20 protein-coding genes are annotated in these 19,029 nt (G+C 63.7%); 6 read left to right on the top strand and 14 right to left on the bottom strand.

What is annotated here, in order from left to right:
- The first annotated feature begins 8 nt into the window (after positions 1-8).
- Positions 9-941: a 3-keto-5-aminohexanoate cleavage protein gene (locus QAZ47_RS13705; protein ID WP_278233609.1), complete on the top strand. Its 933-nt coding sequence runs from the start codon at positions 9-11 to the stop codon at positions 939-941.
- Between the two features lie 80 nt (positions 942-1,021).
- Here QAZ47_RS13705 and QAZ47_RS13700 read toward each other — a convergent pair whose 3' ends face one another.
- The 7 genes from QAZ47_RS13700 to QAZ47_RS13670 all read right to left on the bottom strand — a co-directional run bounded on the left by QAZ47_RS13700 (position 1,022) and on the right by QAZ47_RS13670 (position 8,064).
- Positions 1,022-1,312: an HlyU family transcriptional regulator gene (locus QAZ47_RS13700; protein WP_278207282.1), complete on the bottom strand. Its 291-nt coding sequence runs from the start codon at positions 1,310-1,312 to the stop codon at positions 1,022-1,024.
- Positions 1,313-1,423: 111 nt separating this feature from the next.
- Positions 1,424-2,104 carry a PadR family transcriptional regulator gene (locus QAZ47_RS13695; RefSeq protein WP_278207281.1) on the bottom strand — a complete coding sequence of 227 codons (681 nt, stop codon included), beginning with the start codon at positions 2,102-2,104 and terminating at the stop codon, positions 1,424-1,426.
- Positions 2,105-2,251: 147 nt separating this feature from the next.
- On the bottom strand, positions 2,252-2,632 hold the full coding sequence (locus QAZ47_RS13690; RefSeq protein ID WP_278207280.1) for a DCC1-like thiol-disulfide oxidoreductase family protein: 381 nt from the start codon (positions 2,630-2,632) through the stop codon (positions 2,252-2,254).
- Between the two features lie 77 nt (positions 2,633-2,709).
- Positions 2,710-3,003, bottom strand: coding sequence for a GYD domain-containing protein (locus QAZ47_RS13685; protein WP_126098889.1), 294 nt, complete (start codon positions 3,001-3,003; stop codon positions 2,710-2,712).
- A 208-nt stretch (positions 3,004-3,211) separates the two neighbouring features.
- Positions 3,212-5,245 carry an RNA polymerase sigma factor RpoD gene (gene rpoD / locus QAZ47_RS13680; RefSeq protein WP_278207279.1) on the bottom strand — a complete coding sequence of 678 codons (2,034 nt, stop codon included), beginning with the start codon at positions 5,243-5,245 and terminating at the stop codon, positions 3,212-3,214.
- Between the two features lie 365 nt (positions 5,246-5,610).
- Positions 5,611-7,563 (bottom strand): DNA primase, encoded by a 1,953-nt coding sequence (gene dnaG / locus QAZ47_RS13675; protein ID WP_278233608.1) that lies wholly within the window; start codon positions 7,561-7,563, stop codon positions 5,611-5,613.
- A gap of 138 nt (positions 7,564-7,701) precedes the next feature.
- A complete protein-coding gene (locus QAZ47_RS13670) occupies positions 7,702-8,064 on the bottom strand; it encodes an RcnB family protein (protein ID WP_278207277.1) in 363 nt (120 codons plus the stop codon).
- A gap of 363 nt (positions 8,065-8,427) precedes the next feature.
- Between QAZ47_RS13670 and QAZ47_RS13665 the strand changes: the two genes are divergently transcribed.
- The 3 genes from QAZ47_RS13665 to QAZ47_RS13655 all read left to right on the top strand — a co-directional run bounded on the left by QAZ47_RS13665 (position 8,428) and on the right by QAZ47_RS13655 (position 11,689).
- Positions 8,428-10,092 (top strand): Na/Pi cotransporter family protein, encoded by a 1,665-nt coding sequence (locus tag QAZ47_RS13665; protein ID WP_278233607.1) that lies wholly within the window; start codon positions 8,428-8,430, stop codon positions 10,090-10,092.
- Positions 10,093-10,169: 77 nt separating this feature from the next.
- The gene (locus QAZ47_RS13660) at positions 10,170-10,427 is read left to right on the top strand and encodes a DUF2061 domain-containing protein (RefSeq protein WP_278207275.1); all 258 of its coding nucleotides are present in this window, start codon (positions 10,170-10,172) and stop codon (positions 10,425-10,427) included.
- 80 nt (positions 10,428-10,507) lie between these two features.
- On the top strand, positions 10,508-11,689 hold the full coding sequence (locus tag QAZ47_RS13655; protein ID WP_278233606.1) for an MFS transporter: 1,182 nt from the start codon (positions 10,508-10,510) through the stop codon (positions 11,687-11,689).
- A gap of 30 nt (positions 11,690-11,719) precedes the next feature.
- Here the strand turns inward: QAZ47_RS13655 and QAZ47_RS13650 are convergent, their stop codons facing one another.
- The gene (locus QAZ47_RS13650) at positions 11,720-13,096 is read right to left on the bottom strand and encodes a PLP-dependent aminotransferase family protein (RefSeq protein WP_278233605.1); all 1,377 of its coding nucleotides are present in this window, start codon (positions 13,094-13,096) and stop codon (positions 11,720-11,722) included.
- 111 nt (positions 13,097-13,207) lie between these two features.
- Between QAZ47_RS13650 and QAZ47_RS13645 the strand changes: the two genes are divergently transcribed.
- Positions 13,208-13,594, top strand: coding sequence for a DUF983 domain-containing protein (locus QAZ47_RS13645; RefSeq protein WP_278233604.1), 387 nt, complete (start codon positions 13,208-13,210; stop codon positions 13,592-13,594).
- A 29-nt stretch (positions 13,595-13,623) separates the two neighbouring features.
- Here the strand turns inward: QAZ47_RS13645 and QAZ47_RS13640 are convergent, their stop codons facing one another.
- Entirely contained in the window at positions 13,624-14,181 is a 558-nt protein-coding gene (locus tag QAZ47_RS13640) for a GNAT family N-acetyltransferase (RefSeq protein ID WP_278233603.1), read from the bottom strand.
- A 53-nt stretch (positions 14,182-14,234) separates the two neighbouring features.
- Positions 14,235-14,945 (bottom strand): DNA helicase, encoded by a 711-nt coding sequence (locus QAZ47_RS13635; protein WP_278233602.1) that lies wholly within the window; start codon positions 14,943-14,945, stop codon positions 14,235-14,237.
- Between the two features lie 285 nt (positions 14,946-15,230).
- On the opposite strand from QAZ47_RS13635, the gene QAZ47_RS13630 reads away from it, so the two are divergent.
- Positions 15,231-16,235, top strand: a complete 1,005-nt coding sequence (locus tag QAZ47_RS13630; RefSeq protein WP_278233601.1) for a hypothetical protein — start codon at positions 15,231-15,233, stop codon at positions 16,233-16,235.
- Positions 16,236-16,260: 25 nt separating this feature from the next.
- Here QAZ47_RS13630 and QAZ47_RS13625 read toward each other — a convergent pair whose 3' ends face one another.
- The 4 genes from QAZ47_RS13625 to QAZ47_RS13610 all read right to left on the bottom strand — a co-directional run bounded on the left by QAZ47_RS13625 (position 16,261) and on the right by QAZ47_RS13610 (position 19,013).
- Positions 16,261-16,548 (bottom strand): hypothetical protein, encoded by a 288-nt coding sequence (locus tag QAZ47_RS13625; protein WP_278233600.1) that lies wholly within the window; start codon positions 16,546-16,548, stop codon positions 16,261-16,263.
- Between the two features lie 126 nt (positions 16,549-16,674).
- Positions 16,675-17,424, bottom strand: a complete 750-nt coding sequence (locus tag QAZ47_RS13620; RefSeq protein ID WP_278233599.1) for an amino acid ABC transporter ATP-binding protein — start codon at positions 17,422-17,424, stop codon at positions 16,675-16,677.
- Between the two features lie 3 nt (positions 17,425-17,427).
- Complete coding sequence (locus QAZ47_RS13615) at positions 17,428-18,270, bottom strand: amino acid ABC transporter permease (RefSeq protein ID WP_278233598.1); 843 nt, start codon at positions 18,268-18,270, stop codon at positions 17,428-17,430.
- The gene (locus tag QAZ47_RS13610; RefSeq protein ID WP_278207265.1) at positions 18,267-19,013 is read right to left on the bottom strand and encodes an amino acid ABC transporter permease; all 747 of its coding nucleotides are present in this window, start codon (positions 19,011-19,013) and stop codon (positions 18,267-18,269) included. Before QAZ47_RS13610 ends, QAZ47_RS13615 begins: the two co-directional genes overlap by 4 nt.
- Between the last annotated feature and the right edge of the window lie 16 nt (positions 19,014-19,029).

The following is a 19,029-nucleotide window of genomic DNA, read 5'->3' as shown; positions in this document are numbered from 1 at the left end:
ATCACAAAGTGGCGAACCAGAATAAGATCATCATCACCTGCGCGGTCACGGGATCGATCCATACCCCGTCGATGTCGCCGCATCTGCCAGTGACGGCGGAAGAGATCGCCACCGCGGCCATCGAGGCGGCCGAGGCAGGTGCTGCGATCGTCCACCTTCATGCCCGCAATCCGGTCGACGGGCGCCCCGACCAGTCGACCGAGGCGTTCGCGCCTTTCCTGCGGGTCATCAAACAGCGCTCCAACTGTGTCGTCAACATCACCACCGGCGGCGCCGCGACGATGAGCGTGGAGGAGCGGGTCAAACCGGCGAAGGTTTTCGCCCCTGAGGTCGCCTCGCTCAACATGGGCTCGATGAATTTCGCGCTGTTTCCGATGCTGGAGCGCTTCAAGACCTTCGAGCACGATTGGGAGCGACCCTACCTCGAAAGCTCCCGCGACCGCATCTTCCGCAACACTTTCGGCGACATCGAGCACATATTGCGCACCTGCGCCGACAATGGCACGCGCTTCGAGATCGAGTGCTACGACATCGGGCACCTCTACACGCTGTCGCACTTCGTCGACCGCGGCCTGGTGAAGGCGCCGTTCTTCGTCCAGAGCGTGTTCGGCATCCTCGGCGGCATCGGCACCCACCCGGAAGACGTCGCCCACATGAAGCGCACGGCCGATCGCCTGTTCGGCAACGAGTATCACTGGTCGGTGCTGGGCGCCGGCCGCCACCAGCTCCCGATCGCCACGCAGGCGATCGCGCTCGGCGGCAATGTGCGGGTCGGCCTGGAGGACTCGCTGTGGATCGGCAAGGGCCAGCTCGCCCGCTCCAGCGCCGAACAGGTGACCAAGGTTCGCCAGATCATCGAAGGCCTCGGCGCCTCGATCGCCACACCCGACGAGGCGCGGCAGATCTTGCAGCTCAAGGGCGGCGACAAGGTATCGTTCTAGCGAGAGATCGATGGCGATGAGCTCGGTCCGGATCAACCGGATCGAGAAACGCTATCGCAGCGGCTGCCGAAAGGCAGCGCCTATCCGAACATCCTCTCGCCCTGCTCGTCGACGAGCTGGATGCCTTTCTTGATCGAGATGTCGACGGCGTCGTCCAGCCCGGCGAAACGGTCGGCGCGGATGAAACGGTGCTCCTTTATCACGCCGTCCACTTCCTTCGAGACGACGCCGCAGGTCTGGTACTGGCCGTCGGCCTTGTAGGGCGTGGCGCTGATCAGGAATCCCTTGTGCTCGACCTGCTTTGCCGGCTTCGCGGCTCCGGTATCCGTTGCCTCGCTACCGCCGCCGAAAAGACGTTTCAGAAAAGACATTTCAGTATCCTCCAACGGCAATCGTCCTGCATCACATAGCGTGTTGCAGGACGATTTTCAGTAGCGGTCCTTGGCTTGGCGGGCAATAGCCGCCCGGGAACCGGTCGCCGCTCAGCGGCGCGACAGCGCCTCGAGCGCCGCCGCGGCGTCTTCCAGGATGCTGATCGCCTCGGCCTGCTTGTCTTCGCTCGCATCGACGATATCGCTGAGCGCGGCACGCAGCCGGTGGCGCAGCGCGCGGAACCGGTCGCGCTTTTCATCCCGCCTTTCATGGCGGCCGCGTCGGCCATCCTCGCCCTCGTCGTTCCAGCCGAACCAGTCCCGCGCCTTGGCCATCTTGCGGCCGAAACGCTCGAGGTGGTCGAGCACGTTATCGATCATCTCGCGGTTTTCCTCGAGATGCGCCCTGCCCGCCTCGGTGATCGAGAACACCTTCTTGTTGCCTTCGCTGGACGAAACGGCATAGCCCGCTTCCTCGAGGAAGGTCAGGGTCGGATAGACCACGCCCGGGCTCGGGCTGTAGATGCCGCTGGTGCGCTCCTCCAGCGCCTTGATGATGTCGTAGCCGTGGCGCGGCGCCTCGGCCAGAAGCGACAGCGTGATCAGCTTGAGATCGCCATCGGCCAGCATGCGGCCGGCGCGGAACATGTCGCCCGGGCCGCCGCGACCGCCGCCGCGCATGCCGTGGCCGAACGGACCGAAGCCGCCGCCCCGCCCGCCGAACCTGCCGGCCATGTGCATGAACATGCGCTCGCCGAAATGGCCGTGCCCGGAATGGTTATGTCTGTGCATGGATTGCTCCTCGAGTTATGTCTTACGATATATCTTACATAGGTCGCAGCCGTCAGAGAGTCAAGATATATCTTACGATGTATCGAGAAGGAACCGAGGGAGCGCCGCTCGATCGGGATGACGATCAGCAAGCTAAGCCGAAGCGGACTACCAGCGGCCCTTGCGGCGGTTCCAGGCGTAGAGAAGATCGGCGAAACGATCATAGGCAAGGCGCGTCAGCGGCAGCGCGATCGGGTTGCCCAGCAGTGACGCCAGCCAGCTTTCGCCCGGCGTTATCCGCCAGACCGCCACCGCCACGTCGGCGCCCACCAGCAACCTGCCCTCGGCATCGGTCGCATGCAGCCGGCGGCGGATGTCCTCAAGCGAGGCGCCATGTTCGGCCAGCGCCGCCGGCTCGAAATTGATGTCTCGGAATTCGACGCGGCCGGCCTTCACCGCCTCGACCAGCCGCCGCCTTTGGCGCCTGATGCCGGCATCGCAGACCGGGCAGCGTGTGTTGTACCAGACGGTGAGCCGAGGCTTGGACATCGCGCGACTATCGGCGACGCGGTGTGGCATCGCAATATGACGCGCAGCTGCAATGGAGCCTTGCCTCCGTCGCCGCTTCACCCGAGCGAGGTGATGATCTCGCGATAGGCGAATTCCGGGAAGGCCTTGAGCGTGCGCGTTCGTACGCTGCCGCCCGACGACAGCATCAGCGCGAAACGGGCGAGCACCGCATCGTCCGGCGCCTCGACCACGGCCACCATGTCGCACTCGCCCATGGTCAGATAAAACGCCTTGAACGAACCGCCCATCTCGCTCAGCTGCTTCTTGGCGGCGTCGAGCCGCTTCGGCGACTCGCGCACATTCTTGGCGCCCTGCTCCGTCCAGTTGATCAGCATGATGTAGGTCGTCATGGCACACCTCCCTCCGGTGCCACGGAGCGCGGCGCCTGGCCGTTACGGCCGGCGCCGGGGCGGGCATCCGGCTTGTCGCCCAGAAATGCATCCGACCTTGAAATTAAACTCCTGTCGGGCAGCCCCGGCAAGGCAATGCTGTGGCTGGAGATGCAAAAAAAAGGGCGCCCGAGACGCCCTTTCGATTTGCCTGTCCGTGATTTTCGTATCAGCTGTCGAGGAAGCTTCTCAGCTTGCGCGAGCGGCTCGGGTGCTTGAGCTTGCGCAGCGCCTTGGCCTCGATCTGGCGGATGCGTTCGCGGGTGACCGAGAACTGCTGGCCGACCTCTTCCAGAGTGTGGTCGGTGTTCATGCCGATGCCGAAACGCATTCTGAGCACGCGTTCTTCGCGCGGGGTGAGCGAGGCGAGCACGCGCGTCGTGGTCTCGCGCAGATTGGCCTGGATCGCCGCGTCGATCGGCAGGATCGCCATCTTGTCCTCGATGAAGTCGCCGAGATGCGAATCCTCCTCGTCGCCCACGGGGGTCTCGAGCGAGATCGGCTCCTTGGCGATCTTCAGCACCTTGCGCACTTTTTCCAGCGGCATGGCGAGCTTCTCGGCCAGTTCCTCCGGCGTCGGCTCGCGGCCGATCTCGTGCAGCATCTGGCGCGAGGTGCGCACGATCTTGTTGATCGTCTCGATCATATGCACCGGAATGCGGATGGTGCGCGCCTGGTCGGCGATCGAGCGGGTGATCGCCTGCCGGATCCACCACGTCGCGTAGGTCGAGAACTTGTAGCCGCGGCGGTATTCGAATTTGTCGACCGCCTTCATCAGGCCGATATTGCCTTCCTGGATCAGATCGAGGAACTGCAGGCCGCGGTTGGTGTACTTCTTGGCGATCGAGATGACGAGGCGAAGGTTCGCCTCCACCATTTCCTTCTTGGCGATCGCGGCTTCGCGCTCGCCCTTCTGCACCTGGTTTACGATCTTGCGGAATTCCAGGATCGAGATCGCGGTCTCGGTGGCGAGGCTCTGGATCTCGGCGCGCAGCTCCTTGATCGCGTCCTTCTCGTTCTTGGTGAATTCCTTCCAGCCGCGCGACGTCAAATTGGCGATCGAGCGCGTCCAGTTCGGATCGAGTTCCGAGCCCTGATATTCCTTGAGGAACTCCTCGCGGCGCACGCCGTAGCTTTCGGCGAGGCGAAGCAGCTTGCCCTCGTTCTGCACCAGGCGCTTGTTGATGTCGTAGAGCTGCTCGACCAGCGCTTCGATGCGCGCGGTGTTGAGCGACAGCGACTTCACCGCCTTGATGAGCTGGTCCTTCAGCTCCTTCAGCCGGCGATCCTGGCTAGGCGAAAGCGTGCCGGCGGCTGCGAGGCGGTTCTCGACCTGCTGGTCCTGCAGCTTGCGCAGCTTCTTGTAGGTGTCGGCGATGACGTCGAGCGTCTCCATCACCTGCGGACGCAGTTCCGCTTCCATGGCGGCCAGCGACAGGCTTGCCTCGTCCTCGTCGTCTTCCTCTTCCTCGAGCCCGCGCGTGTCGCCGCCGACATTGGTGATGTCGTCTTCTTCCTCGCGCGCCGCCGCGCGGCCGCGTGGCTTTTCCTCGGACTTGGGGGCGGCTTCCTCGACGCGTTCGACGACCGGCGCCTGCTTCGCCTCGGGGCCGGCATAGGTCGCCTCGAGGTCGATGATCTCGCGCAGCAGGATCTTCGATTCGTTGAGCTCGTCGCGCCAGATGATGATCGCCTGGAAGGTGAGCGGGCTTTCGCACAGGCCCGCGATCATCGTCTCGCGGCCGGCCTCGATGCGCTTGGCGATCGCGATTTCGCCCTCGCGCGACAGAAGCTCTACCGAGCCCATCTCGCGCAGATACATACGCACCGGATCGTCGGTGCGGTCGGTCGGCTCTTTCTTGGCGGTCGTGGTGGCGACGGCGGTGCCGGTCTGCTCGGCAAGCTCGTTGGCATCTTCGTCGGAATCGGCACCCGAGTCGGCCGCTTCTGCCTCCTCGCCCTGCTCGTCGTCCTCGACGACGTTGATGCCCATGTCGGACAGCATGGCCATCGTGTCCTCGATCTGCTCGGAGGTCACTTCCTCCGAAGGCAGCACCGAGTTCAGCTCGTCCATGGTCACATAGCCGCGCTTCTTGGCGGCCTTGATCATCTTCTTGACAGCATCATCGGAAAGGTCGAGCAGAGGGCCATCGGTGGTGCCTTCGCGTTCGGTCTCGACCTCTTCCTTTTCCTTTGTCGCCATTCTTTGTCGTCTCCAAGCGGCCTGGTATCGACCGCGTAAGCTGCCGGAACCGGTCATACCGGATGCGCTCGCACCAGAACGCTTCTTACCGGGCCAGTAACCGCATCTCTCGTTAAGTCCAGATTAACCCTGGTATCTGTGGCAGGCCTTTTGCCTGTCCAGTCACCAGCACCTCACATCGCTCAAAATTTCCCGCCGACGCCGGGGCACGGTTAACGTTTCGAATCGTCCTGATTCCGCCAATCTGCCAGAAGGTCAAGCGCCTCTGGCATGATTCGCATGAAAAAAGCGAATCAATTACCCGACTTAGAGGCGTCGATTCGACGCGCCTGCGCATTTCCACTTCATTTTCGGGCCGGCTGGACCTAAACGCGTCCAGCCCTGCCCGATGAAACGCCGAACCCTTCGATCAGCGCTTCCGTTGCCTGTACATCGTTGAATTGCGCTTGAATCTCGACGAGATGCCGGAAGTTTTCATCCGAAGGGTCTGCATCGAGCGCCGCCTGCGCCTGTTTCAGCTCTCTATGTAAGGTGCGCGCGCTGCGCTGCAAGTGCAGCGCCTGGTTGAAGGCGTCGCGGGCATCGTCAAGGCCGGCGGTTTCGAGCGCCGGCCACTGTCTCGCGCGCTTGATCAGCGCGACCGCACGCTCCCAGATGCCGCCGCAGCCGGCGCGCTCGATGGTCGCGATCACCGCGTCGCGATCGTCGGCCGCGTCTTGCGCCATCGCGTCGAGGATGGCGGCGTGCAGTCGCCGCAAATCCGAATTGGCAAGGTCGAGGAATTCGACATGCGCGAAATTCTCGTCGATCAGTGGCGGATGGTTGACCAGGGCCACGATGATCGTCGCTTCGCGCACCGACATGGCCTCGCCCGTCCGCTTGACCAGCGCCGAACGGCCGAGGCTTTCAGTGATGGCGGCGCGCGCGCCGGCAGCGCCCCGGCCAAACGCCCCGCCTGGCGCCGAACCTCTGCCGCGCTCGCCCGGCCGACCGTCCTGGCGCCCCCCCTGATGGCCTTGCCGCGCGCCGCGCTGCGAGCCGAAGAAGCTCAAGACGCGTTCGCGCATCTCCTGTTGATAGTGGTAGCGCAGGCTTTCGTCGCGGATGCGGCCGGTGAGCTCGCGCAGCGTCTTTTCGAGCTCCGCCCGCCGCTCCGGCGTGTCGAAGACGCCGCCGGCCGTCTCGCGCATCCACAAAAGATCGGCAAGCGGTCTCGCTTCCGCCAGCACCGCGCGAAATGCGTCCGGCCCCTCGGACTTGACCAGATCGTCCGGATCCTTGCCCTCGGGCAGCAGCGCAAAGCGCGCCGAGCGCCCTGGCTGGACCGCCGGCAACGCCAGATCGGCAGCGCGCCATGCCGCTTTCAGCCCGGCCTGGTCGCCGTCGAAGCAAAGCACCGGCTCGCCGGCCATGCGCCACAGAAGCTCGAGCTGGTTTTCGGTGAGCGCGGTGCCGAGCGGCGCCACGACATTCTCGAAGCCGGCCTGCGCCAGCGCGATCACGTCCATATAGCCTTCGACGGCGATCACCGTGCCGCCCTTCGCCACCGCTTTGCGCGCGCGGGCGAAATTGTAGAGCACATTGCCCTTGTGAAAGAGCTCGGTGTCAGGCGAGTTCATGTATTTCGCGAGCGCGTCCGGCGCCAGCGCGCGTCCGCCAAAGGCGATGATCCGCCCCCGCGAATCCGGGATCGGAAACATGATGCGGTCGCGGAACCAGTCGTAGGAGACCGGGATGTCGTCGCCGTGCCGAACCAGCCCGCAGGCCTCGATATCGGCCTTCGGCACGCCCCTGGCTGCAAGATATTCTTTCAGCGCATTGCGGCTGTCCGGCGCATAGCCGAGCCGGAAGGACTGCTGTGTCGCCGGCGTCAGGCCGCGGTCGCGCAGATAGGCGCGGGCTTTTGCCCCTTCCGGTCCCTGCAGCCGCTCCTGAAAGAAGACGGTCGCAATCTCCATGACGTCGGTCAGGCTGGCGCGTTCCTTCTCGCGCCGCTCCTCGGCGGCATCGCGCACCGGCATCGGCACGCCGGCCATCTCGGCGATCTTTTCGACCGCTTCGGGAAAGCTCATGCCGTCGAGCTCGGTCAGGAACTTGAAATGGTCGCCCGAGACCGAGCAGCCGAAGCAATGGTAGCGCCCTTTTTTGTCCTCGCAGTGGAAGGACGGGCTCTTCTCGCCGTGGAACGGGCAGCATGCCCAGAAATCACCGCGCGATGCGTTGGACTTCTTCCTGTCCCAGGAGACGCGCTGGCCGATGACCGAGGAAATCGGCACACGGTCGCGTATCTCGTCGAGGAAGGCGGGCGGAAAGCGCATAGGGAAAGGCTCGTTTGCCCTCCATATAATCAAGCCGTCCGGGCGCGACGACTCGTTAAAGTCCATCGTACCCACTTTTCACAGACAAAAAGAAGGCGGCCGAGCGGCCGCCTTCCTGGTGTTCGGACCGTTGCCGGATCAGTGCGCGGCGATCGCGCCGAAGATGATGCCGGAGACGATGCTGACCAGAAGATAGTCGTTGCCGACACGAATCCACTCCTGGCCGGGACCGGGACGGCGCAGACCGTAACGGTTCCAGTCGCGCACCGCCTGATGGCGCTTCCAGTTGGAATATCTCTGGCCGCTGCGCCATTGGCTGCGCCTCACCACCACCTTCTTCTTGACCACCACCTTCTTCTTCACGACGCCCGACTTCTGCCAGTCGACCTTGGTGTAGTTCGACTGCGGCGCGCTTGGCTGGTTGAGCGACGCGGCCTGGCCCGAGAGGGCCGAGGCGGCCAGCATCGAGGCGGTGACGACGGAAAGTATGAGACGCTTCATGGTTGGTGCTCCTTGGTTGTCGATAGGCAAGGAGATAGCCGGGCCCGGATGAACCGAAACTGAACGTCAGGATTACAATCCTGTAATGATTTCCAATGCTTACATAAGCTGCTTCAACAATCTGCAGAGACCGGGCAGATCATCGGCCAGGCATACGCGTGAAGTCTGCCGCCCGATTCACGGGCGGCATGCAACCAATGTGCCCTCTATCCATTTCCGACACACGCCGTCGCGTGCCGAACGTCGGCCGAATCGGGCAAAATTTATTATCCGGCTAATGTAAACTGCTGTAGTCTCGACCTTCGAAATGCTCGCGATTCGTACTCTTTTCCGCTTCTTTGCCGCCTCGTCGCGGGGTTCGGCATGAGCGGATCCGTCGTCCTTCTGCATCTCGCCGGCGCGGTGGCGCTGATGCTGTTTGCCACCCGTATGGTGAAGACAGGTGTCGAGCGCGCCTACGGCGATGTGCTTCGCCACAGGCTGCGCGCCACGATGCGCAATCCGCTGATGGCGGTGCTGGCCGGCTGCGGTCTGGCGATCGCCTTGCAGAGCTCCACCGCCGTCACGCTCCTGGTCGGCTCCTTCGCCGGCGCCGGCATCGTATCGGGTGCCGCCGGGCAGCTTGCCGTGCGCGGCGCCGAGATCGGATCGGCGCTTGTCGTCAAGCTGTTGACGTTCGACCTGTCGCTTCTGGTGCCGGTCTGCCTCGTCGCCGGAACGGTCATGTTCATGGCTACGGAACGGCGCGACTGGCGCCAGTTCGGCCGCATCCTGGTCGGCATTGCCCTGCTGCTGCTCTCGCTGGAGATGATCGGTCAGGCCTCGGAGCCGCTGCGCCAGAGCACGCTGATGCCGATGATCGTCAATTATTTCTCCGGCGATCCCATCACCGCCTATCTTCTGGCGGCACTCGTCACCTGGCTGTTCCACTCCTCCATCGCCGCTGTGCTGTTGATGGTGACGCTGGCCGGCCGCGGCTTCATCCCGCCGGAGCTCGGCATCGTGCTGGTGCTCGGCGTCAATCTCGGCTCCTCGATCATCGCGCCGTTGCTGACCCGTAATGCCGATCCCGGTGTCCGCGTCGTGCCGGTCGGCAACCTCCTGATGCGCGGTATGGGCTCGCTGATCATGCTGATCCTGTTCATGACGGTAAAGCCGCCGGTCGGCTTTCTCGGCGCGACCGGGCCGGACAAGATCGTCAACGCGCACATCCTGTTCAACGTGGTCATCCTGCTGGCCGGCCTGCCGCTCGCCGGCCTCGTCTATCGTGCCTCCGAAAGCATCGTGGCGCTCGGCGCGAAGCCCGAACCGGCGGCAGCGCTCGACGTTGTCGAATTGTCGGCGCTGAACGAGAGCGCGCTCGACACGCCGAGCCAGGCGCTGGCCAATGCCACGCGAGAGGTGGTGCGGGTCTGCGAGACGGTCGAGATCATGCTGAAGCGCATCATCGAGCTCTACGAGAGCGCCGACGGCGACAAGATCAAGGCGCTGGCCGCCCTCGACGACCGTGTCGACAAAAAGCACGCGGCGATAAAGCTCTATCTCGCCAAGGTGACGAAGAACCCGCTCAGCGAGGACGAGGCGCTGCGCTGCCAGGAACTGATCGGCGCCTGCGTCAAGCTGGAGCAGGTCGGCGACATAATCGTGCGCAACATGCTGGTGCATGTCAGGAAGAAGCTCGAGCGCGGACTGGAGTTCACGCCCGAGGGCTGGCGCGAGCTCTTCGCCTTCCATGCCTCGGTGCTCGCCAATGCGCGGCTAGCCTTCAACGTGCTGGTCTCGCGCGACCCGGAAACAGCCCGGCAACTGGTGCTGGAGAAAGACCTGCTGCGCGAGCGCGAGAAAGAGACGAGCGCCAGCCATTTCGTGAGGCTGCGCGACGGCACCGCCAAAAGCGTCGAGACCAGTTCCATCCACCTCGACACCATCCGCGACCTCAAGCAGATCAACTCGCTGCTCGCCTCCATGGCTTATCCCGTGCTCGAGGAACGCGGCCTGCTCGGCGGCTCGCGGCTCAAAGCGGGCTGACAAAATTTAGTCTTTGCTCATCCTCGCATGCGTCGGCTAAGGAACATCCGAGGCCCAACGGGAGGATGATTTAGTCGATGGACACCCATTCGCGCAGCTTCGTCAAGGCGCTTTCCTGGCGCGCAACCGGCACGATCGACACGATGATCATCTCCCTCGTGGTGACTGGAAGCATTAAGCTCGCTGCAGCCATCGGCGGGACTGAAGTTGTCACCAAATCGCTGCTCTTCTACCTTCATGAGCGAGCGTGGCTGAAAATTCCCTACGGTAGGCACAAGAAGCCGGCCTCGTCGCCGACGACCGCGGCAGAGCTGAACCCGGTCAAGAAAAGCTAAAGCGGCGTCGATAATTTCTGCATTGCCGGCAGCGCGCATCCGTGGTTTGACGCCCTGCATTCAAACCAACCCTTTGCGCCATGCTGCCGCTAATTGCCCTGTTCATTGCCGCCTTCGCTTTCGGCACGACTGAGTTCGTCATCGCCGGCGTGCTGCCGGAGGTGGCAGAAGGTCTCGGCGTTTCCGTTCCCACTGCTGGCTATCTCGTCTCCGGCTACGCTTGCGGCATCGCCATAGGCGGTCCGCTGCTGGCGCTCGCCACCATCAGGGTCTCGCGCAAGGCGCTGCTCATCGGGCTGACGATCGCCTTCACCCTTGGCCAGGCCGCCTGCGCGCTGGCGCCCGATTTCACTTCGATGCTTCTGCTGCGTGTCGCGACCGCCGTGGCGCATGGCTGCTATTTCGGCGTCGCCATGGTCGTCGCGGTCGGCCTGGTGCGCGAGGATCAGCGCGGTCGGGCCGTGGCGGTCATCCTCTCGGGACTGACCGTCTCCAACGTCATCGGCGTGCCGGCCGGCACCGCGATCGGCGGTCTCTGGGGCTGGCGCGCGACCTTCTGGGTGATGTGCGCGCTGGGCATCGCCGCGATCATCGCCATGGCCGCGCTGCTGCCGCGCACCGCGGGCGCAGCCAACCGGGCCGCCGGCCTGGCGCGTGAAGTGCGCGTGCTCGGCCGACAGCAGGTCTGGACCTCGCTCATCCTGATGCTGATGCTGATGATCGGCCAGTTCGGCCTCTTCACCTATATCACGCCGACGCTGCTCGAAATCACCGGCCTCGACGAGAGCCTGATCCCCTTCGTGCTGCTGCTCAACGGCGTCGGCGCCACGATCGGCGTTCTTTTGGGCGGCAAGCTCGCCGACTGGAAGCTGATGCCGTCGCTGATCACCATGCTTTTCCTGCAGGCGGTGATGCTTGGCGTCATCTACGCCGTCAGCCCCTATCCGGTGCCGATGATCGTCGCCATCGTCATCTGGGGCGGCCTCAACTTCGCCATCGGCGCGCCGATCCAGACCCGCATGCTCGCCTGGACGGCGGACGCATCTAACCTGGCTTCCTCGCTCATCCCGTCCGGCTTCAACGTCGGCATCGCGCTCGCCGCATCGCTGGGCGCGGCAATGCTCAATGCCGGCTTCGGCTATCGCAGCCTGCCGGTTGCCGGAGCGCTCGCCATGCTGGTGGCCGTGGCCGTCGCGCTCGCCTCGCAGGCCTGGGAATGGCGCAGCCGCGCGACGCCGCCGCTGCCGGCCGCGGCGGAGTAAGGCCGCCGCTCCGTCGCCGGCCTGACTAGATCAAACCGGAGCTGACGAGGATTCGAAGCGGCCGGCAAGGATCGACAGCAAACTGCGCAGGCCCTCCTCCAGCCTTTCGCGGCTGGATGCGGCGCCCAGCGCCAGGCGCAAGCCGTCGGCAACGCCGGGCACGACGGAAAACTCCTCCGCTGGACTGATGGCCAATCCGCGGCGTCGGGCCACATCGCCAAGCTCTGACGAGCGCGGCCGCCCCTCCAGCGGATACCACAAATGCAGGCTCGTTTCCGTCGAGGTGAAACCCGCCGGCAGGATCTTGCGCGCGACCCTCTGCCTGGCCTCCGCTTCGGCACGCACCGCGCCCGTGATCTCGCCGGCCAAGCCGCTTCGCACCCACTCGCAGGCGAGACCCGTCATCAGCGGCGGCGCCATCATGGTCATGCCCCGGATTGCCGCCGCGATCCGCTCCACGGCCTGCACGTTGGGCGCGGCAAGGAAAGCGGTACGCAGGAATGGCGAGATGCATTTCGCCAATGTCGCCACATGGAAAGTCCGCTCCGGCGCCAGACTGAGGAAGCCCGGCGGGGAAGTGGTCTGCAGTGGACTGTAGGGATCGTCCTCGACGATCATCAGGCCAAGTTTGCCCGCCATCCGCGCAATTTCCCGCCGCCGGCCCTCGGGCATGGTAAGCGCGGTGGGATTGTGGAGCGTCGGATTGAGATAGAGGACGCGCGCGCCGTGCCGTCGCGCCGCTTCCTCCAGATGGTCGGGACGCATGCCGTTATCGTCGCGGCCGACACCGGTCAGCTTCCGGCCCGTGGTCTCCGCCAGCGCGATCAGGCCGGGATAGGTCAGCGTGTCGGTAAGGATCGTATCGCCCTTGCGGGTTTGCGATAGAAGGACGGCCGCGAGCAGCGCCTGCGCCCCCGAGCCGACAGCCACGCGTTCGACCGGCAGCCTGTCGCCGGTTGCGGCGAACCATAACGAGGCGGCGGCGCGTTCGGCGGGTGAACCCGGGCCGGGATGGTAGGAAAGCAGCGCTTCCGCGCTGGAACGTTTGAGCAGCCCTTCTATGCCGCTCCTGATCAATACCGGCAGGCTGAGACCCGAGGGCGCCGGCGGAATGTTCATGCTCAGATCGAGGATCGGCTCTTCCGGCTCGCCGGGCGTGACGAAGGTGCCGCGACCGGCCGTTGCATCAATCAGGTTCCTGCGCCGGGCTTCGGTGAACGCCCTGGTGACCGTGGTCAGATCCACACCAAGGAAGCGGGCAAGCTCCCGCTGCGGCGGCAGCCTGTCCCCAGGCTGCAGCCGGCCGATCGAGCGGGCGGCAGCAAGGGCATCGACAATTTTGAGATAGATCGGCCGAGGGCCTTCCTCCAAGGGAGAAAGCCAGCTGAGGTCGCTCTCGTCGTTCATCCTGTTGTCCATACATTTTGTCGCATTGTATGCATACAATCATGATACTAGTATGCATTGGTGACCTCAAGGCCGATCGAAATGCCATGCGAGGTCTCTGGAGTGACGACCATGCAAGATCATGCGCACTATCCCCACCTCGACCCCTGGCGGGTTGGCATCCGTGGCCGCTGCCCGCGTTGTGGGAAGGGCCGGTTGTTCGACGGATTTCTGAAGCTGGCGCCGAAATGCGACGTCTGCGGGCTCGACTATTCGTTTGCCGATCCCGCCGATGGCCCGGCCTTCTTCGTCATCTGCTTTGCCTGTGTGCCCTCCGTGCTGTTCGCCGTCTGGGCCCAGGTGACCTTCGAGCCTTCCATGTGGTTCCACGCCTTCGTTTCGGTACCGATAATTCTGGCGACCTGCATTCCGCCGCTCCGGCCGCTGAAAGGCTGGCTTGTCGCCAGCCAGTTCTACTACAAGGCCGAAGAAGGGCGGCTGGCCAGGCCCGGCGAGTAGCGCACGGGCACCCTTGCCGCGACGGAGGTCTAGAGATCGATCCGGAATTTGAGGCTTTCCGCCCCGCCATAGGCGGCATCCTCGAAGAAGCGGCCGACCAGCCTGCCGCCATTGGCCGTGATCACCTTATGCGAAGCCGGATTGTCCGGCTTAGAGGTGACCTCGACATAGTCGAGACCCACCGCCCTCGCCTCTTCCAGCATCAGCCGCAGCGCTTCAGTCGCGTAGCCGCGCCCTCGCTTCCAAGGCACCACGGCGTAGCCGATATGGCCGAGCACATGCGAGGGCAACGCCGACGTGCCCTTCTGCCAGCGAAGCCCGATCGAGCCGGCAATCTCGCCGTCCCAGATCCAGCGCCGGAAACCCGGCAGGCGTGGCGCCGTCGTGCCGTCCGGCAATGTGATCGGCGGCCCTTTCGCCTCCGGGTCGTCAAGACCGGCGAGAAATGCCACCGGGTCTTCCTCGATGGCCGCGAGCTGCTCACGCGTCGCTTCCAGGAGCCGCACATTGTCCGGCGACCAGCCGCGCTCCAGCGCTGCCTTGTAGGACGGCAGGTGTTCGAGCGCGGGCTTGACGATTTCGAACATGATCCGGTGTCCCCTTGCAGACCCGGCAGGCATAGCCGCGGCACGGATTGCGCTCAAGCTGCCTGAAAGCGGATTTCGCCCTTGTTCAGGAAGCACATCTTGTCGAAGAGCGACAAATCCAAAGCGTTCGGCAGCCGGACATCGCCAAGGTCGGGAAATGGCTTCCTGGACGGATCGTACGCCCGGTCGATCTGCGAGATGAAGATCAGGATCAGTCCCCTGTCGCGCGCAAAAGACCGCAACATCGGAACCTGTATCTTCAGCTCCGGATTCTCGCGCCTCTGGTCGAGAAGTTGCAGGTAGTCGATGACCGCTAGCGTCCCGCGAGGCGCCGTCCGCAACCTGCCGCTGATGTAGTCGGCACAGATGGCGTCCGAATTGTCGAATTCGAACAGGCCGTCGAAGAGCGCCGGCTCGGCCTCGATGGCGCGAAACCGATCTAGAATGTCCGTGTGCGTATACTCCAGCGTAAAGAACACGCTGTGTCGGCCGGACTTCATCGCCTCGACCGCAAGCTCGAGGCTCATCAAGGTCTTGCCTTGGCCAGGCCTTGCGCCGACCAGCACGAGGTCGCCAGGTTCCAGTTGCGCAAGCAGGCTGCCTGCGGGTGTCGCCTCTGCGGCTTTGGCCGCAAGCAGGCTCCAGCTGGCGAAGCCCTCCCCGGCGGCGACCCGATCGAGGGCCAGGTGAAGCGGGACTCCTTCCCTGCGGGAAAGGAGCCTGGCCTGACGCTTCAGACGATAGATGGGCGCGGAAAGCCGCATCGAAAACCTCCTGCTGCGAGCAGTCTTCGCAACCCCTCCTTATGCCTGGTGCTCGAACAGTTTGGTTGAGTGATCCAATGCCCCGCATGGACGATGCTTTCCCGATGGAGGGAGGAGGCGTGGGCGCGCCGGAATCACATGATACCCCAACACGAACGGGCCGGGAATCACGGATGTTAAGGGCACGCTAAACTAGAAGTGTTTCGCCGATCGGCGCGAGGGCTTTTATGATTGGCGCAGGTGATTCATCGTAGGAAATAGCGGCTGGAGAGGGGAAATAATCCGGTGCGGTTGAGATCTGTTTCGCTGGGCGTCGCGATTGTCTGCTTCCTCGCCGTTATCGGCGCGCTGACGATGTCGGCCCGATCCTTCGCGGCGCTGCGGTCGTCGAGCATTCCGACCTGGCTGCAGGCCCATGTCGGCGAAGGCGACGGCCAGATCGCTCAGGTGGTCTTGGAACGGGCGCGCGCGCTTTACCTGAGGAAGGTGAGCGAAGGTTCCGTGAAAAATCCCTGCTACTTCGCCATGGACGCGACACGTCCCGGCGATCTGGGCAACGGAGTGCTGGGGCGCCGCTACTACATCATCTGCGAGGCCGAGCAGTCGTTCCGCGCGGTCTCGGCCGGTCACGGCGGCGGCCGAAACCTGAAAGGCGTCGCGGATTTTTCAAACGGCAGGCGTTGCGCCAAGAACTTCGGCAACGCGATGGACTCGGAACTGACGGCCGGCGGCGCCTACATGACCGCCGAGGCGAAAACGTCGTTCAAGGGTTTCTACCGTGTCGGTGCGAAGCAGAACGCGGTGTTCATGCGCACCTTCATACAGTTCGATGGCGAAGGCGAAACCGCCAACGCCAGGCAACGCGTGATCGGCGGGCACCCGGCAGCGCTGCTGAGGGGAATGTGCCTTCGCAAAAGCCCGAACAGCTCATACGCCGACCACGACGGCTATGTTCCCTTTGGCAAGCTGGTGAACTATGCCGGCGGCCGCAGCAATGGCTGCACAAGTTGGTCGCCCGCGGATGCCGAGCAGATCATCCCGATGGTGAAGGACAATCCGACGACGCTCTACATCTATCCGGAATCGCGAGACATTGCCGCCATGGCGCGTACCGTGGCGGCCAGACAATCGGCTTCGGCCGCCGGACTCTACTGGAACGCATCCTGCCTGAAGGAGATCGGCGCTCCGAAATTCTGGCCGAACAGGATGCTCGAGCCGATCATCGCGCAATACAAGAAGGATCACCCGTTGCCGCCTCCGCAACCGGTGCCGATCTGCAAGGATCCGTGAGGTTCCCGCCGTCGGGCGACAATTCTTACTGAAGCGATCCCTTGACGACGGCGCTTTGGCTCGGCGAGGTCCATCCGGCCGTCACGGCCTGCGCCCGCTCGCTGGCAAACATCGTGAGGCACCATTCCGATCGGACTTCGTCGTGCCGCAGGATGTAAAGCGCGCCATCGCTGCCCTTGACCTTGCAATAGCGGTAGTCGGCGCCGAACCATTGGTCGACAATCTCGAAGACATCGATCTGCTCGCCGTTGAGGCTGAACCTCCGGGGCACGTCGACGTCGCCGTCTTGCCGGGTTTCGACCTTGATCCGCATGCGCGCCTCCAGCCGTTTGATGGAGGTTGATCGTTGTCCTTCACCTAGGCACTCGCCTGGCCGCCTGCCACCCGACCGGCTCGGACGGGCCTGGTCGCCGGCGAAAGAACGCAGCCGCAAGACGATCTACAGCACCTGCTCCAGAAACGCCTTCGTCCGCGCCTCTCGTGGGTGATCCAATATTTCCTGCGGCGAGCCGTGCTCCACGATGACACCTTGATCGGTGAAATAGATGCGGTTGGCGATCTCGCGTGCAAAACCCATCTCATGCGTGACCAGAATGCACGTCATTCCTTCACCCGCCAGCTCGCGTATCGTGACCAGCACTTCCTTGACGGTTTCGGGGTCGAGCGCGGCCGTCACCTCGTCGAACAGCATCAGATCCGGACGCATCGCGAGCGAGCGGGCAATGGCGACACGCTGCTGCTGGCCGCCGGACAATTCTCCCGGATAGGCGTCTTCCTTTCCTTCGAGGCGGACCTTCCTGATCAGCGCCCGCGCGCGTGCCTCGACCTCACGGCGGTCCTGCTTGAGGACGTGGATCGGCGCCATCATGATGTTTTGCAGCGCGGTCTTGTGCGGAAACAGATTGTACTGCTGGAAGACCATGCCCACCTTGCGGCGCAGCGCCAGCTTGTCCACTGCCGGATCATTGACCTCCTGTCCCTCGACGGTGATCGAGCCGGAATTGATCGGCACCAGCGCGTTGATGGAACGGATCAACGTCGACTTGCCGGAGCCGGACGGCCCGATGACGCAGATGACCTCACCCTTCATCACCTGAAAGCTGATGCCCCTGAGCACTTCGATCTGGCCGAACGACTTGTGCACGTCGTGGAGACGCACCATCGGTTCATCGGGAGTCCAGGCTGCCATGGTTCAGCTCTTGACGTTGAAGCGCCGCTCGAGACGGACAGTCCAAAGATTGATCGGGTAGCAGTAGATGAAGAAGCACAGCAGCGCGAAAGCGTAGAGCGGCGCCAAAAGGTCCGTTCGGCCGCCTTCGGCATTGTGAACCTGCGCGGTCAGGGTCAGCATCTCGTTGATGCCCACGACCGAGGCCAGCACCGTCGCCATCGTGACAAGCGAATAGAGGTTCATCCAGGGTGGCAGCATCCGCTTCACGCATTGCGGCAAGATGATCATCCACATCGTCTGCCGGCGGGTGAAGGCCAGCGAGTCGGCCGCTTCCCATTGGCCGCTGGAAATGGATTGCACCGCCCCGCGCACGATCTCGGCAACGTTGGCCATGACCGGCAGCGCGAAGCCGATGACCGCCTTGACCCAGTCAGGAAACGGAACCGTGACGTCGCCGATGCGGAACTGGTAGGGGATGAGGTACATGGCGAAGAACAGCAGCACCAGCCATGGCGCGTTGCGGAAGAACTGGGTGAGCACCCACGCGCAGCGGCTGAGCCAGTGGAACTCGCTCAGCTGCAGCAGACCAAGGCCAAGACCCACGATCGTGCCCAGCGCCATCGACAGCACGGAAATAAGAAGATTGAAGCCGAAGCCGGTCAAAAGCAGCGGCATCCATTTGATGATGACGCCGACTATCGACAGCTCTTCCGAACCCGTCTGGGCACCGGCGGCGGGCGCGAACAAAAGCACTGCCGCGACCAAAGCCAGGCCGTGCCAGGCTCGAAACCGCAAAGCCGGCACGGAAGGTGGCCGAACCGGCAGCAGCACGGGCAGGTCGGTCATCGGTTTGATTTCCGTCATTGGCCGAATCCCGGGATGCGCAGCGACCGCTCCCAGCGGTGCATGACCCATACGAGCACGCCGACCAGCAGAACGAACGTAGCCAACAGCACGCACATCATTTCCGTCACGTTCTGCGATTCCGCCCAGATTTGCGTGACCGCATAAAGCGCCTCGGGAACCGCGATGGCGTAGGCAAGCGTCGTGGTCTTCAGCAGGTTGACCAGATTGTTGTTCAGCGCCGGCAGGCAGACGCGCAACGCCAGCGGCAGGACGACATGGCGGTAAGCGCCGAGGCGCGTATAGCCGAGGGCTTCGGCCGCCTCCACCGTGGTTTGAGGCACTGCTTCGATTCCGGACCGGAAGATTTCGATGTTGAAGGCGCCGGCAAACAGGGAAAGGGAAATGATCGCCCACTGCACGTTGCTAAGCAGCGGCTCACGCAGGCCGATGTCGTTGTAGGTGGCTGGCAGCAGCTCGCCCATGCCGAAATAGAAGAAGAAGATCTGAACCAAGGGCGGCGTGTTGCGGAAAATGACGACGAATATCTCGACGAGGCCGCGCACGATCCCGATCCGCGAGCTTTGCAGCCAGGCGCCGATCACCCCCACGACGAGGCTGATGAGGATCGACACGACGCTCAGATAGATCGTCATGCCGACGCCCCTGGCGAACTGGGTCGCATCGTAGGGATCGTAGAAGATCGTGAAATTCAGCCCTGTAGTTTCGTAGAGGCTACGAAACCAAGCGGCGATTTCCTGCATGCATATCACCCACTGG

Source organism: Mesorhizobium sp. WSM4904, from assembly GCF_029674545.1.
GTDB lineage: Bacteria > Pseudomonadota > Alphaproteobacteria > Rhizobiales > Rhizobiaceae > Mesorhizobium.
The sequence above is the reverse complement of the archived record's forward strand: the minus strand, read 5'-3'. Positions and strand labels throughout refer to the sequence as shown.

Bases quoted from the DNA above. Each gene is read 5' to 3' on its own strand.
- QAZ47_RS13645 (WP_278233604.1), top strand. From the start codon at position 13,208: ATGCAAGATCATGCGCACTATCCCCACCTCGACCCCTGGCGGGTTGGC.
- QAZ47_RS13670 (WP_278207277.1), bottom strand. From the start codon at position 8,064: ATGAAGCGTCTCATACTTTCCGTCGTCACCGCCTCGATGCTGGCCGCC.
- QAZ47_RS13615 (WP_278233598.1), bottom strand. From the start codon at position 18,270: ATGACGGAAATCAAACCGATGACCGACCTGCCCGTGCTGCTGCCGGTT.
- QAZ47_RS13690 (WP_278207280.1), bottom strand. From the start codon at position 2,632: ATGTCCAAGCCTCGGCTCACCGTCTGGTACAACACACGCTGCCCGGTC.
- QAZ47_RS13610 (WP_278207265.1), bottom strand. From the start codon at position 19,013: ATGCAGGAAATCGCCGCTTGGTTTCGTAGCCTCTACGAAACTACAGGG.
- dnaG (WP_278233608.1), bottom strand. From the start codon at position 7,563: ATGCGCTTTCCGCCCGCCTTCCTCGACGAGATACGCGACCGTGTGCCG.
- QAZ47_RS13620 (WP_278233599.1), bottom strand. From the start codon at position 17,424: ATGGCAGCCTGGACTCCCGATGAACCGATGGTGCGTCTCCACGACGTG.
- QAZ47_RS13640 (WP_278233603.1), bottom strand. From the start codon at position 14,181: ATGTTCGAAATCGTCAAGCCCGCGCTCGAACACCTGCCGTCCTACAAG.
- QAZ47_RS13665 (WP_278233607.1), top strand. From the start codon at position 8,428: ATGAGCGGATCCGTCGTCCTTCTGCATCTCGCCGGCGCGGTGGCGCTG.
- QAZ47_RS13660 (WP_278207275.1), top strand. From the start codon at position 10,170: ATGGACACCCATTCGCGCAGCTTCGTCAAGGCGCTTTCCTGGCGCGCA.
- QAZ47_RS13625 (WP_278233600.1), bottom strand. From the start codon at position 16,548: ATGCGGATCAAGGTCGAAACCCGGCAAGACGGCGACGTCGACGTGCCC.
- QAZ47_RS13700 (WP_278207282.1), bottom strand. From the start codon at position 1,312: ATGTCTTTTCTGAAACGTCTTTTCGGCGGCGGTAGCGAGGCAACGGAT.
- rpoD (WP_278207279.1), bottom strand. From the start codon at position 5,245: ATGGCGACAAAGGAAAAGGAAGAGGTCGAGACCGAACGCGAAGGCACC.
- QAZ47_RS13685 (WP_126098889.1), bottom strand. From the start codon at position 3,003: ATGACGACCTACATCATGCTGATCAACTGGACGGAGCAGGGCGCCAAG.
- QAZ47_RS13695 (WP_278207281.1), bottom strand. From the start codon at position 2,104: ATGCACAGACATAACCATTCCGGGCACGGCCATTTCGGCGAGCGCATG.
- QAZ47_RS13635 (WP_278233602.1), bottom strand. From the start codon at position 14,945: ATGCGGCTTTCCGCGCCCATCTATCGTCTGAAGCGTCAGGCCAGGCTC.
- QAZ47_RS13650 (WP_278233605.1), bottom strand. From the start codon at position 13,096: ATGAACGACGAGAGCGACCTCAGCTGGCTTTCTCCCTTGGAGGAAGGC.
- QAZ47_RS13655 (WP_278233606.1), top strand. From the start codon at position 10,508: ATGCTGCCGCTAATTGCCCTGTTCATTGCCGCCTTCGCTTTCGGCACG.